The following is a 14,051-nucleotide window of genomic DNA, read 5'->3' as shown; positions in this document are numbered from 1 at the left end:
CCTTGACGAAGAGAAGAACGTTCGTCGAAGAGGCTGTTAGAGGCCCTGGAGCAAGCTATGTAAGAACGGCTGCGAAGAGAGCTTGAATGGTCCCCCAGCTCGCATCACCGGAAATCATTTCCGCATTCGGCCCTGAGCGGACAGAGCAATGAGGGTCAGACCCATCCTCTATCCTGTTCAAAGAAAGCGAGTGAAGCCGGGATCGGGCGGCAATGAACGCACCCTGACCGCATTTGTTCGTGAGACGCTTTCTTCCGAGGAACAAGCTGTCAACGAAATCGTCGCTACTCTTCGCGAGTACGTTGAGGAGCTACAGCGGAAGGGCGATCCCGTTCCTTTTCAACGCGTCGACATCGTCGATGAGGATGGTGCGCTTGTCCAATCCTTCTCGTCAGCAGAGTGTTTTGCATCCAATTATTGGCTGCCGGTATTAAAGGAGCCGAAACATTAGGCGGACCCGGCTCCGGCTTTCTTATGCCTTACCGGAACCTCGGCGCCCGCGGCGGGGAATTAGACCTCAACTCATGGAGTGCGGCGCGCTTACCAAGAAGGGCTAGCAACTTCTTCTGCTCGGCCAGCGTCACTCCCGACTTTCTGCAATACTCAACGACGCAATGGTCCTGAGCCGGTACAAGTCTTACAATCTTCGGCCTTCGATGGTCCGACATTTTCGTCTCCTCCTTGGCCCCATGGGTAAGATGATGCTCACGAGAATGACGTTCAACTAGGCCTTTTGAGCTAGCGCTGCAGCCGCCCGGGACGTGGAGGGACTTTGGTCCCATTGCTCCGGAAGCGTCGCACGCTAGCTTCGTGATCACAGCCATCGTGGCTCCGGCCGCGACGCTGGGTTCAACTTTGAGCGTCCCTTCAAAGAGAACATTGGCCCGCTCCGGCGGGTCTTTTTTTTGCTGGTTTGCCACCGTCCGAAATAGTCTCAGAGAATTCGGAGGTGCCCACCGGGCTGGAGAGGACTCAGCCGTTTCACGGCTGAACCATCTCTTGTCCCGTGAGCGATGACGCACCGCAAGCTGAGACAATAGATCTTTGGGTTAGGTTGCCGCGTTACTGTAGAAGCGTACCATTCTGACTTAGCCGAGCAGCGAGGAGCCTCGACTTGTCAGGAGCGCGTGTTCAGTGGCATGGCACGCGCTCCTAGCACTCTCCGTGGAAGGGGAAGCATATGCAGGAGATCACCGGCGGACAGCACTGGAGGTATCCCGTCACCATCAGGATCGGTTATGGGCTACCTGAGGCAATTCGAGGCCCCTTAGAGGCCATTGAGTGCCTGGAGCACCGATGGCCTCAAAACGCAGGTCTTTATTTCGAACTGGCACTCCGACGATGCGAGACAGCTGCGAGACGAGCCTCCTCAAATGAGGAAGCTCGCGAGATGTTCATGTCAGCGGCAATAGAGGCTTACGTTTTGGCCTGATCCGCTTCCCATCCTGCAATGACCATCCTTTCCGTCGTTGCAGCTAGACGGCCGGATCGTGCTGGATCGGTCCGGTCGTCGACCACTCCGGGAGGGGCATGTGTGAAGAAGAGCGCACCGCGATTACTGAAAGTGCGGATCGCGTTAGCACAGGCGATTGCCGCATCGCTGATCCTCGGCATTACCTCTTACCTCTGCACCTACGATGTATTGACAGCAGTCTGGTACACCCTGGGCACGCTTGTTCTGATGCAGATCTGGTACTTCGCCAACGTGGTCCTGCTCGTGTGGCAGGAGCGAAAGAGGAGCAATTGAGAAAGGCAGCGGCAGCAAACGAGGGTATGTGGCAGGCTATCCCGTACTCCTATTTTTGCCTCCGGCGAGAAGACGATGGGGCTTTAAACAGCCACGCCTGAGATGCAAGATCTAGGGCTCATCCCGTAACGCTAAATTAGGACTGACAAAGCATTCGTTGTGCTCGATAGCATGCCGAGTGGACGTCCTGCCATGCGGAACAAGACAAGTTCGCTCATCCATAAAGGTATCATCGCGGTCCTTGCCGCAGCTGCATCTGCTTGCTTTGGCGTGAGCCTGTTCAAATGTGCAGCTTTCGCGATTTCAATGCTATTGATGTTTCAGATCGTGTCGTTATTGGCCGAAGCAGTCAGCAGACTGGGTGGTTCCCCTGACAGTTCCCCAGGGAAGGTTTCGAGATAGAACATTAACCATCTTCTGCGACAACGGCTGCGGGTAGTAATGTCATGCGCCCGTTCGATAGACGGGCTCAGACGGGAAAAACGGCTGAGCCCTTCAATCATTTAGCGATCGCTCATCCTTGGCCGCACAAGGTTCAACACCTATCCAGCGCCTGCCTCACCGCCAATCGAGGCACTCAAAGGAGAGCTGCCCCCGCCCCGGGTAACTCTCGTTTGCTTGTTCACTGCCCGCCTTAGACGTTGGGGTAGTAGATCACCCGAACGGTAATGTTAATGTCACAATGAGATGCTTTACTGCCTCCTGAGGCTCCTGTTTGCCTCCATCTCTGAACTTTCGCCAAACCCAAGGCGCGAGTTCTTAGTCCGCGGGGCGGGATTACTCAGGTTGACCACCGGTCAGGCTGCTGCAGGCTTGGACGTGGGTTTCTCGCCCTATACCCATTCGGGAGTCGTCCCTGATCCACCAGGGGTGGCTCCTTCTCAACATTGAAGCGAAGGTGCTGTTTTGGGCAAGAAGCTAGACCGGGTTTACCACGCCATCATCGAAGGGGCTTCCAAAGGCCTGTACGGCGACGAACTATATAGATACGTGATCGATGTCTACCCGAAGGCTTCCAGCAAACGCATCGTGCGAGCGTCTCTGTTGGCTCTGACTGACCCTGACGTTACGGACAGGAATGTCCTTAGCGTTGTTTACGCATTGGCCATAAAGCACAGAATGATCTCGCTCGGTGCGGACGAGGATCAGCATGAGGACGATGACGAGGGGCCCAGCACGGCTTCTGTAGCCGCAAAGAAAAAGAAGAAACTTGGGACATCGGCCGCTGACATTCCGTCGTCACACACCTGAGCGATGATCAAAACGCCGGATGATCCTCCCATTTCTTCTTCTCGGCTGCATAATATAGCCCGCTTCGTGCGGGCTTTTTTGTTCGCTTCACGCCCAAGGGCAGGTGCCACAGAATAAGCCGGCTGCCCTACTGCCCGGAGCCTACCGCGCTTTGGGCCATCTATCGAAAGTTAGTCGTTAAACCGAGCGCATGGGAAACCCACCGCTGAAGGTCGCGCTGCCGTCTTGCGCTTGCTCCGCCAGAAAGCGTCGAGTCTTGATCAGATGCAGCAGGCGTTCGACGCGAAGGACTCAGTAGACTTCCTTCACACTTTCATGGGCTATAAACGTCTCCGCAATGAAACGGTGGCCGTGATCATGGCGAAATCCTGCAGAAGCATCGGACCTTGGTCCGATCGAAGCAAGCAAGCACGGCGTCATATCCCTTGGATGAAGATCCGACCGGAAATTCTCGCATTACTGATCGCGATCGTGCTAGTCGCCGTTGCCGGTTTGGCGCTGGCTGAACTGGCTGATCTAACCCTGTCTGCAAGATTTAGCTCTTGATGTTTTGCAAGTTGGACATGCAGCTAGACGAGGCTCAAATACCAGGACCATACAAAGTATGACCCAAAGGCCAGCGCGACGAGCCAGATGCAACCGATCGCCATCAGACCACCTTTACTGATCGGCCGGTCCTCTCTAGCCTTCGCCTGCTCACGGAACTCCTCCATCAATGGCGTAGGAATCAGCCGAACCGCCAACATGATCCCCAAAGGCAATAGGATGACCTCGTCCAGATAACCAAGGATCGGGATGAAGTCGGGGATGAGATCGATGGGCGATCACGCGTAAGCTGCGAAAGCCCCTGCGAGAAGCTTAGCAGCAAGAGGTGTGCGAGGATCGCGTGCTGCGATCCAAAGCGCCACCGCGTCTCGCTTAATCGTCCTCGCCCGATTCTTCAGATCGATAAACAACGCCATGCCTCATCGTAGATTGCTGCGGTGGAGGCTAGCTTAACTCATTCACTCGCAACTGAACGGCCCAAAGCTGCCCGCCTTTAGATGCTGGAGCGGCGGCATCGGAATACTGACCTCGTATTACTACCTTCGGACGAACAGACGAACAGACGAACAGACGTCCCATGAGGAATTTTGGCCGTAAAGGGGCGGACTACATCATGTTCAGAACTATCCGTTTATTTTTTCAAGCGCGTAGGCCAGCACCTAAAATGATTGCAATGCACGTCGGCCAGCAACCATCGCTCTTGAAAGCATTCAAACCACCGGCCCCACGCGATCGTGGTCGATCAGCTTAGCGGCAGATATTCCGGCCATTCCTGCGCGCCGCGTAGTACACGAAGAATTCGAACTGTCGTCTCGGTGATGGCGTAGGCGGCGATATAAGGCATACCGTTGATGACGAGTTCGCGTGTCCCGGCAATTCTACCCACGCGCCCACTGGCGGGAAAGTCGAGCAAGCGACGGACGGCGGCGACTATCCGTTCATCGATTAGAGCAGCGGCTGCAGGATTATCGGCCTCGATGTATGTGAAGATGGCGTCGTGGTCCGACAGCGCATACGCAGACCAAGTAAGCTTCAAGATTCTGCCGCACCAGCTTTAAGGCGGGCGGTTGTTCGGCGTTTGGCAAAATGCGCCTCGACCTCTTCGTCCGATAAATCCGGTCGAGTATCGTTCAACGCTTCGAGCACCTTGGTCCGAAACCAGGCGTCATGCGCTTCGCTGCCAGAAAGAAGTTCAAGAGGCAGCGCCCCCTCGTTTGCAGTTCGCGTCAGCATGATCCGAACCGCGTCAGATACCGTGAGGCCCATGCTCTCGAGCACGGCAGAAGCACGATCTCGAATTTCGGCATCGATACGCGTTTGAACAAGTGCATTGGCGGCCATGACTATCTCCATATCCAACCGACAAGGTAATGCAATTGAATGGCATGTTCCAGACAAAGTTTGCCGCCAGCATACGCTCAGCTTTTTAAGCTCTTGACAGGATCTGAACCGTCGACCTCTACGTTGCGAAGAACTGAACTATGTTTTCCTCAGAGTTCGCAAAGACGATTTCGAGGTCCCCTGCGCGCCATTAGTCAGGCACGCCATGGGTCCACGAGGATAACGCCGGTGCCCTGGAAATCTTGAATGTTGCGTGTAACGACCACAAACCCGTGCACGACTGCCGTGGCAGCGATGAGTGCATCAGCTTCGTTGCGGCGATCCGGAATATGCATGTGGGCACATCGCGTCGCAATCGCTTCATCAATAGCAATGATGCGCTGAGCGAACTCCGGGCGTACTCGGCTATCCATCCAGGCTCGTAAGCGAGCGCCCTGCTCAATGTCACGCCGTTGAATGCTGAGTATCCCGCGCTCAAGTTCTAGAATTGTTATGGCAGAAATATACAGATCGCGGGAATCCTGCGCGCTTACCCAAGCGGTCACGTTCGGATCAGCTTTACCGTCACCAACCTTACGGAGTTCGGAGACAACGTTTGTGTCGAGCAGATATTTCAAGACAGATCAACTTCGCGAGTTGCGATGACTGATCGAGACGGATCGAAATCGATATTCGACAATCCAGGCATGGAAAGGGCATCGACAAGATTGTGACGCTTACCCGTCAGACGCTCAAACTCACCGTACGTCATCAACACGTGCGAAGGTCGGCCTCGATCAGTGATAACGACAGGTCCCGCTTCAGCAGCTTTCTTTGCTCTGCCAACATCATGATTCAATTCGCGGCTGGTCAAGCTAATAGTGGCCATATGCGCCTCCGTGTAGGAACGTACCTACATATAGCGCCTTCATGCTCCCTGCGCAATGCCCCCTGTACCACGGCGCTTCCCAAGCTTTTACGCCTTGGCTGGAACCGCGGAAAAGTTCTTCAGCTTTGCTCCGCCGGAACACCGCCGAAGGTGCGCGGAGCAAAACATGCAAAGGATGACAAGATCGCGACGACTTCCTGTGTTTGGCCGCTTTACACAATTTTAAGCGCCCGCCCCTAATTCCGCACGCCCTCGGCCTGAGGCCCCGAGAAAAGATGCGGAATGACACATGCCAAACGAAGACCTTTTCAAACGCCATTTTCAGAAGAAGATTTCGGCTTACTGCGACGTCCGCCTTGCTCCCGTCGCGCCTGATTGGGTGGTGGACAACATCCGCTCCTACCTTCTGGCGTTGATCACATTTCGAAAGACACCGGCGCTCGCAAAGAACCGCTATGACTGGCGGCAAATCGCACACGATTGCGGGATAGATGAAGCGCTGACGACAAAGTTGAAGAAGCAACTGCGGCCAGCGCTGGATGCGATCATGCGCTGGCTGAAGGAGCCGCCTGTAGAAGACGACGCTCCGAAAGGCAAAAGACCGCATGCAATGCCGAAGGCCGGTGCCAGGAAAAGGCTCTCGCCTTCCTCGACAAGCCAACATCACGAAGTCGAGGAGGTCGAGAACTCGCCCTCCCCTGGCCGCCCCGGCCCTAAGCCGAAACCAGTTTCTGGCAGACCAGAACCATTGTTTGAGGCGAAGGAAGATCCGAGTTCATTCGCCGATGCACTGGGCTATCACATGCGTCGCTTTGGCGAGAGTTACTGGCAACTCCACCGGGCGGTCGTTCGCATAGACGAAACTTTCGATGCAAAGACCTTGCTATCGTGGATCGAGGGCCATCGTGTGCCTCGATCCATCGCAAGCTTCACCATCCTCGGCCGGATCGAACACAGGTACGGGCTGGCGCAGGGATACTTCAAAGCCAAACTGCCACATCAGTCCCGGTCGCTCTATGGCCACGATCTAGATGACGTTAGTCCGGCCGAACGCCGTCGCCTTGCCTGGCATCTTCCCGACGACTTCGGCAGCCTGCCATTTTCAAAGCGCGAAGAGATCCTGGAATGGGTCCGGCGCGTCATCATCTCGGGATCGACGGATTACAGACGTTTCCAGGCGGCAGCGACAAAGCAGCGCTACGCGATCCGGTTCCCTGGGGTCGCATATGGCGGGAGTGCACTCACTCCTCGACTAGCGGCTTCTAGCTGGCTGCGGGATGAGGACGAAAAAAGGCCTTCGACCGAGGCGTTCGAGGATCCAGATCTGCTCTCAGGTGTCGTCGATGCACCCCCTCGGCTTGCGATGGAGATGGCCGACCTCATCCGCTTCAAGACGTCGACCTTGACCGAGATTGGCTACCGCAGAAATGGTGTCTGGAATGAGGAGACAGCCAGCCAGAAGATTGAACACCTCGGATTGATGTTCGGTTCACTTGCGGCATCTCCGAACGGGGTTGTCAAAGGTCGAGGCGTGCCGCTCAGCCAACTCACCTTCGGTCTCCTGATCTTCCCGGGGGTGTGGGATTGGTATCTGCAATGGCGGGAGCGCCGTCGCGGCTTCTTTACCAAGTGGGAGGATGACATGCTGATGGTCGCCATGGCCCTCACCCGCGCTGAAGTCGGCTGGATCCGCCAGCACCCGGAACTGCTGCGCCACGTAAAGCCGATCGAAGGACTTATCACGCCAGACGAGATTGGGGCCGCTCATCGTGATTGGGATGGCGCCTGCGAAGCCTTCCATCGCCACGCCGCCAATCGATCGAAAGAAATCCAGCGGGTTATGCGTGTGCACCGTGATCCGTTCGAGCCGATCATGTGTGTATTGGAGGCAGACAGCCCGCTTGCCGAGTATCGCAAGATCACCGAGGAGATCTTGAAGCGAATGCCGGATGAGGACCGTTACCCGAGAGCAGCCGCCGAAGCTGTCCGGTCCTTTCTGATGCTGAGGCTGGGCTTGCATCTCGGCCTCAGGCAGAAGAACCTTCGGCAATTGCTGCTCTGCCCCCGTGGACAATTTCCGACAGCAGAACGACGGCTCGAAGACTTAAAGCGCGGTGAGCTGCGCTGGAGTGAGCGCGAGCGCGGCTGGGAAGTCTTCATCCCGTCCAATGCCTTCAAGAACTCCGGCTCTTCCTTCTTCGGACAAAAGCCCTTTCGCCTGGTGCTACCGGATCTGCTTGATCTCTACAGATATCTCAATGCCTACATCGATCGACATCGGAAGGTGCTACTGGGTCGCGCACCCGATCCAGGAACGCTGTTCGTCAAGACAGTAAAGACGACCAGCGTTGACGCAGCTTACAATCAGACGACGTTCTATGAGGCTTGGCGGTTGGCGATCCAGCGCTACGGCATCTACAATCCGTATACGGGCCGCGGCGCGATCAAAGGTCTGCTACCACATGGCCCTCACAACGTCCGAGACGTGCTCGCCACGCACATCCTAAAGCAGACAGGATCCTATGAGCAGGCAAGCTACGCTATCCAGGACACGCCCGACGTCGTGCAGCAGCACTACGGACGCTTTCTGCCGCAGGACAAGGCAGCACTGGCAGCGAGGATTCTAAATCAGGTATGGGAGGCAGCGTAGTGTGCTGACTGTGTCGTTTAGCCAACTGCAGGCAGATGCCAAAAAAGTGTTCTCGTCCGTCTAGGACACTGCCTGTCGTCTCGCTCTTGAAGGGATCGGAACCAGCGACCTTGCTATCCGGAAAATAGTGCTCAACGTCTTCGGGATGACCGGGCCCAGCTCTGTTAGCAAACTTGTTCGTGGTTTAGGACCTGTTCTGAAACTACAAGAGCTTGGACGCGATTGTCAGCACCCCGCGCTCTACCGCATCCTCCCGCCCATACCGAACGGACAAGCCGAACATCGGCGAGACGCGTTCGTAGAGGTGGTTGAGCCCGTCGTTGCCGACGATGCCGATGGTGTCGCCCCGCCCGAACCAATCGGCGTCGCGTGCGTAGCAGAACTCAGTGGCAATGACGAGTCCGCAGACGTAGTCGGCAATTTCCTCCGGCTTCAGCTTACCGTCGAGCATGCCGGTGCGGGCGCTGAATATCGTCGCGAGAAGAGCGTCGGCGGCATCATTATCGCTTGCTGCGAAAGATGCGCCACGATCGAAGGCTTCCCAGTTCGGCCCATCGTCTGACCGCGGCTTAGCCGCCTTGGCTATGAACGAATGCGACGTCAGCAGCTCGGTCATCTCGCCACTGATATAGGTTTGAAAGCGGATGATCTTCGCACCCTCGACCCTCGCCCATTTCGTGTGTCTGCCAGGCACAACCAGCGTTAGATCCTCCCCCAAGCCATTTCCGACGACTTGGGTTTCCTCACCGCGCATGACGTCGGGAAAGGGACGCCGAAGAGGATCGCGCAGACCCGCCAAAAATGTGATCGGCGCCCCATTCCGCATCGTCATCCGCCGCGCTCCCGCCCTCAGCTCTTCGATGCCTGCGGGGGCGTCGACATAGGGCACTTCCATCCATCCGGCGCGACTCGTGATCATGCCGATTGCGAAAACAGGCAGTGGACCATGCGCCTCGAACCAATCTCCGACAGCGTCGGTCAGAGCATCCTCGAACGCGCCGCCCTTGATGGATAATATTCCGGCGCCGGTCTCGCGCCCATCGAGTGGCAGGCCTGTGGCTGACATCAGCTTTGCCCTCAATGACGTCGTGCCCCAGTCGACGATGATGCACCCTGCTTCCGCCATGTACTTCCCTCTATTCCTGATGATCGCTTCAGATACGGGCTTGTAATTATAACCTCGTCAGGTTAGTGTCAATTTATGAAACACGGTACCAATATATGGTACCTAGGAGAGGAGAGGGATCATGAGCTTGTCGGGAATTCTGCCGGTTCTTCCGACGCCCTTTGCTGCTAGCGGAGCGGTTGATCGGGACGGTATGCGCAAGATTGTTCGCTTTGCGCTGCAGGCTGGGGTTGACGGCGTCGTGTTTCCAGGCTTTGCCAGCGAGGTAGAGACGCTGACGGTCGAGGAGCGGGCCAATCTACTCGCCATCGTCGTCGATGAAGTCGACGGGCGCTTGCCGATCGTTGCCGGCGCCAGTGCCGGCGATGTCCTGGAGGTTGTAGCCCACGGTGTTCAGGCAAAGGCGCTCGGCATACGTTATCTGATGATCCAGCCGCCGCGAACGATCGGCGCCGGTGCCGGACCTGTGGGCGAATTTCTGGCTGCAGCGGCGGCTGAGCTGCCTGGGATGGAAATTATTCTCCAAAATGCGCCGGCGCCGCGTGGGTCCGATCTATCGCCGACGGCAATTCTCGAAATCCTGCAGCGCGTCCCTTCGATTACCTATGTTAAAGAAGAAACCCTACCGGCAGGTCCGGCGATCAGTTACATCCTGGCCAACCGGCCGGCAACTCTGAAGGGTGTCATCGGCGGCGGCGGCGCGCGATACATATTGGACGAGTATGCAAGGGGCGCAATTGCGGCTATGCCGGCGCTGGAGATCGCCGCGCAGCACGTGGCGCTCGACCGGGCTTACCGGCGCGGCGACATCGCGGGTGCGAGGCGTATCTATATCGAAACCCTCCCGCTTCTCGTTCTGCAGGCCGTTTATCGCATGCGGCTGACCAAGCACGCGCTGGTCCGCCAGGGCGTAATCGACCACGTCGGTGTGCGCGCTCCGACGCCCGAACTCGACGCCGATGCGACGGCGGACATAGATCGCGCCCTCGAAGAGGCGCTGGCTGCAGGCCGACAGGAAGTGGTGCGATCGGCTGCAGGGGCTGCTCGATGAGCGACCGAGTTAGGAGCGTCGAAGCTTTTACCCTGACGATCCCGCGCGACACTCCCTATCTCGGCGCATCGCGGCCGGGCGAGGAACCGAACGCCAAAGGCTATCTTGTTCGCCGCAGCAACAAGACGGTTTACCCGACATTCGACCGCAGCATTTTGGTGCGGATCGAAACGCAGAACGGCGTGGTGGGCTGGGGCGAGACCTATGGCATCGTGGCACCCGGCGCGGTGCTGGCGCTCATCGAAGACCTGCTGGCCGACTTCACCATTGGACGCGATCCGCTCGATCCGGCCGTGATCCATGACGATCTCTATGATCTGATGCGGGTACGCGGTTATACCGGCGGTTTCTATCTTGATGCTCTGGCCGCCATTGACATCGCGCTATGGGATATTGCCGGCCGCATCGCCGGCCTGCCTATCGCCAGGATGTTGGGCGGAAAACGCCGCGACAGCCTTCCCGCTTATGTTTCCGGATTGCCTGAAGCAACGCGGGAGAAGCGGGCCGACATGGCCCGGCATTGGCAAGACAAGGGCTTCGACAGCTTCAAGTTCGCATCGCCGGTCGCCGACGACGGTGTCGCGGCGGAGATGGAGACATTGCGCGAGGCACTGGGAGCAACGGCCCGCATCGCCTGCGACATGCACTGGAACCACACAGCGCGCGAGGCGATCGGCCTGATCGGCGCGATGGAGCCTTATGGTCTGTGGTTTGCCGAGGCGCCGGTGCGCACCGAGGATATCGGCGGTCTTGGGTGGGTGGCGTCGAATGTCACATCCGCCATCGCCGTCGGCGAGGAGTGGCGCACGGTCTTCGACATGCAGCTTCGGCTGGAGCGGGCCAATATCGCCATCGTTCAGCCCGAGATGGGTCACAAGGGCATCACCGAATTCATGCGCATCGGGCAGTTGGCGCATGTCCATCATCTCGAAGTCATCCCGCATGCGACAATCGGCGGAGGAATTTTTCTGGCGGCCAGTCTGCAGGCAAGCTTCGCGCTGCCCACGGTCACGGCTCACGAATTCCAGCATTCGATCTTCGAGCCCAACCGCCGGCTTCTGAAGGGCGATATGGATTGCCGCGAAGGATACTACAGACTCGCCAATGCCCCGGGGCTCGGGGTCGAGCCTTCGGAGGAGGCGCTGTCGCTTCTTAAGCGACGCTGACTACACGAATGACATAACTCGTATCGGTCAAGTGGAGGAGACCATGATGAAGACCCTGAGAAACAGCTTGACGGCGATGGCAGTGGCGGCGCTCTGCTCCACCGCCGTTGCCATGCCGGCATCTGCCGAAACCCTTAAATTCGTATCCTGGCAGAAGGACGAAAAGGGTTATGGAGACTGGTGGGCAGAGGTTATAAAGACCTTCGAGGCCAAACATCCCGGCACGACGATCGAGTGGACCAAGGTCGAGCGTTCTGCCTATGCCGACACGATGACGACGCTGTTTGCGGGTGGTCAGCCGCCGCAGATCGTGCATCTCGCCTCTTTCGAATTTCAGTCTTTCGCCGAAAACGGATGGCTCGAACCGCTCGACCCCTGGATCAAGAAGGCGGGTCTCGACATGAAGGGCTGGGCCGGCCAGGACAAGTGCATGTGGAACGAGGAAACCGCCTGCATCATGATGCTCTACTACGGCTTCGTAATGGGCTACAACCAGGAGATCCTCGACAAGGCGGGCGCCAAGGTTCCAACCAACTGGAATGAATATCTCGACGTTCTGCGCAAGACCACCAAGGACCTGAACGGCGACGGGATCATCGACCAATTCGGCACCGGACACGAGACCCGCGGCAGCGGCGGCCAGTATCTGACGGAAATGCTGAACTACATCCTCGATGCCGGCGGCAGTTGGACAGATGTGGACGGCAAGGTGACGATCAACACGCCGCAGATGATCGAGGGGCTCAAGCGCTGGAAGACCGTCATCGGCGAAAGCCTCAGCCCGCGGGACATGACCTCGGGCGACGTCCGCAAGCTTTTCGCCGACGGCAAGATGGCGCTGAAGCTCGAGGGCCCGTGGATCTATCCGATCATGCAGCAAGGCGCGGCGTTCAAGAACCTGAAGCTCACCAAGCCGCCCTTCAACCCACCGAATGGCGGCACCTCCAACATTCTGGCGATGGCGAGCGAGATTTCCGACGAACAGAAAGAGCTCGTCTGGGATTTCATCGCCACTGCTATGTCGCCGGAACTGCAGACCAAGTTTGCGACGGTCGCAAACTCCACACCGCCGAGGCCAAATACCGACATCGGCGACGTAGCGAAGACGGTGCCGCACTTCCAACTTCTTCTGGACACTCAGAAGGCGGCGGCCGAGGCTAAAATCGATCGCATCCCTAAGGGGCTGGAACTCAATTTCAACCAGTTCGCCAAGATGGTGATGGAAGAGTCCCAGCGGATGATCATCGACGATCTCGATCCTGCCGCCGTGGCCAAGACTATGCAGGAAAAGGCCGAGGTGATCCAGAACCAGTGACCGCCGCTCGGCGGGGTCCGGCTGCAACGCCGGACCCCGCCTCTTGCCATGCCCGTCAAGCGGAGTTCTGCATGTGTCTAAATATCTGAGCCTAGACCTTTCCCGTCCGAGCCGGCAGCACTGGCTGGGCTATATCCTTTTGGCGCCGGCCGTGATTTTGGTGCTGCTCATCATCGTTTATCCGCTGTTCGTATCGATCGACCTGTCGTTCCAGCAGGTCAAGCTCGTGCGCCTGGATGCGCCGCGCAAGGCGTTCACGCTGGTCAACTACGAGCGCCTGTTCGCCTCGCCGGATTTCTGGATGGCATGCTGGGTGACGCTCAAGCTGACGGTGGTCGTCACGCTCTTTTGCCTCTTGATGGGGCTCGGGACCGCCCTCCTCGTCAACAACCGCTTCAAGGGCCGCAACCTGGCCCGGCTCATCGTGGCGCTCCCGTGGGCTGTGCCCGAAGTCATCGCAACGGTGATCTTCGCCTGGATCTTCGACAGCTCCTTCGGCCTGATGAACTGGCTGTTCGTGTCGACGGGACTCACCGACAAGATGATCAGTTGGTTCTCCGACACGACGGCCGCGTTTTGGGTCGTGGCGGTGACAATGATCTGGAAGGGCTATCCCTTCGTGTCGATCATGACGCTTGCCGGACTGCAGGCCATCCCGGCGGATTTCTACAACGCCGCCAAGGTCGACGGCGCGAACGTCTTCCAGCGGTTCCGCTACATCACCCTTCCGTCGCTGGTGCCGGTTCTCGGCGTCACGCTGGTGCTGACCATTCTCTGGGTCTTCCGTGATTTCTCGATCGTCAAAGTCCTGACCGATGGCGGCCCGTTGAAGGCGACGCAGACGCTGTCGATCATGACCTACAACGAGGCGTTCGGCTTCTTCAATTTCGGCTACGCCTCGGCGGTTGGCGTCGTCACCCTCATCATATGCGTCATTGCCAGCATGCTGATGCTCGGCCGCGAAACCAAGGCCATGTATTGAGGAGGATG

The 14,051-nt window shown here is 57.7% G+C and carries 15 protein-coding genes and 1 pseudogene; 10 read left to right on the top strand and 6 right to left on the bottom strand.

Translation table 11 applies throughout. The features are described 5' to 3' along the window. Positions 1–148 precede the first annotated feature (148 nt). The 5 genes from M0654_RS20245 to M0654_RS20220 all read left to right on the top strand — a co-directional run bounded on the left by M0654_RS20245 (position 149) and on the right by M0654_RS20220 (position 3,544). Complete coding sequence (locus M0654_RS20245) at positions 149–451, top strand: hypothetical protein (RefSeq protein WP_248684626.1); 303 nt, start codon at positions 149–151, stop codon at positions 449–451. 729 nt (positions 452–1,180) lie between these two features. Next, positions 1,181–1,432, top strand: a complete 252-nt coding sequence (locus M0654_RS20235; protein WP_118852080.1) for a DUF982 domain-containing protein — start codon at positions 1,181–1,183, stop codon at positions 1,430–1,432. 102 nt (positions 1,433–1,534) lie between these two features. Next, positions 1,535–1,747, top strand: coding sequence for a hypothetical protein (locus M0654_RS20230; RefSeq protein ID WP_248684625.1), 213 nt, complete (start codon positions 1,535–1,537; stop codon positions 1,745–1,747). Positions 1,748–2,653: 906 nt separating this feature from the next. Continuing rightward, the gene (locus M0654_RS20225; protein WP_248684624.1) at positions 2,654–2,998 is read left to right on the top strand and encodes a hypothetical protein; all 345 of its coding nucleotides are present in this window, start codon (positions 2,654–2,656) and stop codon (positions 2,996–2,998) included. A gap of 264 nt (positions 2,999–3,262) precedes the next feature. Beyond that, entirely contained in the window at positions 3,263–3,544 is a 282-nt protein-coding gene (locus M0654_RS20220; protein ID WP_248684623.1) for a hypothetical protein, read from the top strand. Positions 3,545–3,567: 23 nt separating this feature from the next. On the opposite strand, the pseudogene M0654_RS20215 reads toward M0654_RS20220, so the two are convergent. The 5 genes and pseudogenes from M0654_RS20215 to M0654_RS20195 all read right to left on the bottom strand — a co-directional run bounded on the left by M0654_RS20215 (position 3,568) and on the right by M0654_RS20195 (position 5,753). Further along, positions 3,568–3,960, bottom strand: a pseudogene (locus M0654_RS20215) (YkvA family protein). Between the two features lie 326 nt (positions 3,961–4,286). Then, the gene (locus M0654_RS20210; protein WP_248684622.1) at positions 4,287–4,580 is read right to left on the bottom strand and encodes a type II toxin-antitoxin system RelE/ParE family toxin; all 294 of its coding nucleotides are present in this window, start codon (positions 4,578–4,580) and stop codon (positions 4,287–4,289) included. After that, positions 4,577–4,885 carry a type II toxin-antitoxin system RelB/DinJ family antitoxin gene (locus M0654_RS20205; RefSeq protein WP_248684621.1) on the bottom strand — a complete coding sequence of 103 codons (309 nt, stop codon included), beginning with the start codon at positions 4,883–4,885 and terminating at the stop codon, positions 4,577–4,579. The genes M0654_RS20210 and M0654_RS20205 overlap by 4 nt, the downstream gene beginning before the upstream one ends. Before the next feature lie 194 nt (positions 4,886–5,079). After that, entirely contained in the window at positions 5,080–5,502 is a 423-nt protein-coding gene (locus tag M0654_RS20200) for a type II toxin-antitoxin system VapC family toxin (RefSeq protein ID WP_248684620.1), read from the bottom strand. Further along, a complete protein-coding gene (locus tag M0654_RS20195; protein ID WP_152338275.1) occupies positions 5,499–5,753 on the bottom strand; it encodes a type II toxin-antitoxin system Phd/YefM family antitoxin in 255 nt (84 codons plus the stop codon). The genes M0654_RS20200 and M0654_RS20195 overlap by 4 nt, the downstream gene beginning before the upstream one ends. 289 nt (positions 5,754–6,042) lie before the next feature. Here M0654_RS20195 and M0654_RS20190 point away from each other — a divergent pair, with 289 nt between their 5' ends. After that, on the top strand, positions 6,043–8,403 hold the full coding sequence (locus M0654_RS20190) for a hypothetical protein (RefSeq protein WP_248684619.1): 2,361 nt from the start codon (positions 6,043–6,045) through the stop codon (positions 8,401–8,403). Between the two features lie 202 nt (positions 8,404–8,605). Here M0654_RS20190 and M0654_RS20185 read toward each other — a convergent pair whose 3' ends face one another. Then, on the bottom strand, positions 8,606–9,529 hold the full coding sequence (locus M0654_RS20185) for a 2-dehydro-3-deoxygalactonokinase (RefSeq protein ID WP_248684618.1): 924 nt from the start codon (positions 9,527–9,529) through the stop codon (positions 8,606–8,608). A gap of 121 nt (positions 9,530–9,650) precedes the next feature. On the opposite strand from M0654_RS20185, the gene M0654_RS20180 reads away from it, so the two are divergent. From M0654_RS20180 to M0654_RS20165, 4 genes are all read left to right on the top strand, one after another. After that, the gene (locus M0654_RS20180) at positions 9,651–10,580 is read left to right on the top strand and encodes a dihydrodipicolinate synthase family protein (RefSeq protein ID WP_248684617.1); all 930 of its coding nucleotides are present in this window, start codon (positions 9,651–9,653) and stop codon (positions 10,578–10,580) included. Beyond that, positions 10,577–11,746: a mandelate racemase/muconate lactonizing enzyme family protein gene (locus M0654_RS20175; protein ID WP_248684616.1), complete on the top strand. Its 1,170-nt coding sequence runs from the start codon at positions 10,577–10,579 to the stop codon at positions 11,744–11,746. The genes M0654_RS20180 and M0654_RS20175 overlap by 4 nt, the downstream gene beginning before the upstream one ends. Positions 11,747–11,792: 46 nt before the next feature. Further along, positions 11,793–13,061, top strand: coding sequence for an ABC transporter substrate-binding protein (locus M0654_RS20170; RefSeq protein WP_248684615.1), 1,269 nt, complete (start codon positions 11,793–11,795; stop codon positions 13,059–13,061). A 73-nt stretch (positions 13,062–13,134) separates the two neighbouring features. After that, positions 13,135–14,043, top strand: a complete 909-nt coding sequence (locus M0654_RS20165) for a carbohydrate ABC transporter permease (protein WP_248684614.1) — start codon at positions 13,135–13,137, stop codon at positions 14,041–14,043. Positions 14,044–14,051: the final 8 nt, after the last annotated feature.

Source organism: Neorhizobium turbinariae (assembly GCF_023223505.1).
GTDB lineage: Bacteria > Pseudomonadota > Alphaproteobacteria > Rhizobiales > Rhizobiaceae > Neorhizobium > Neorhizobium turbinariae.
This window is presented reverse-complemented; position numbering and strand designations above follow the sequence as displayed.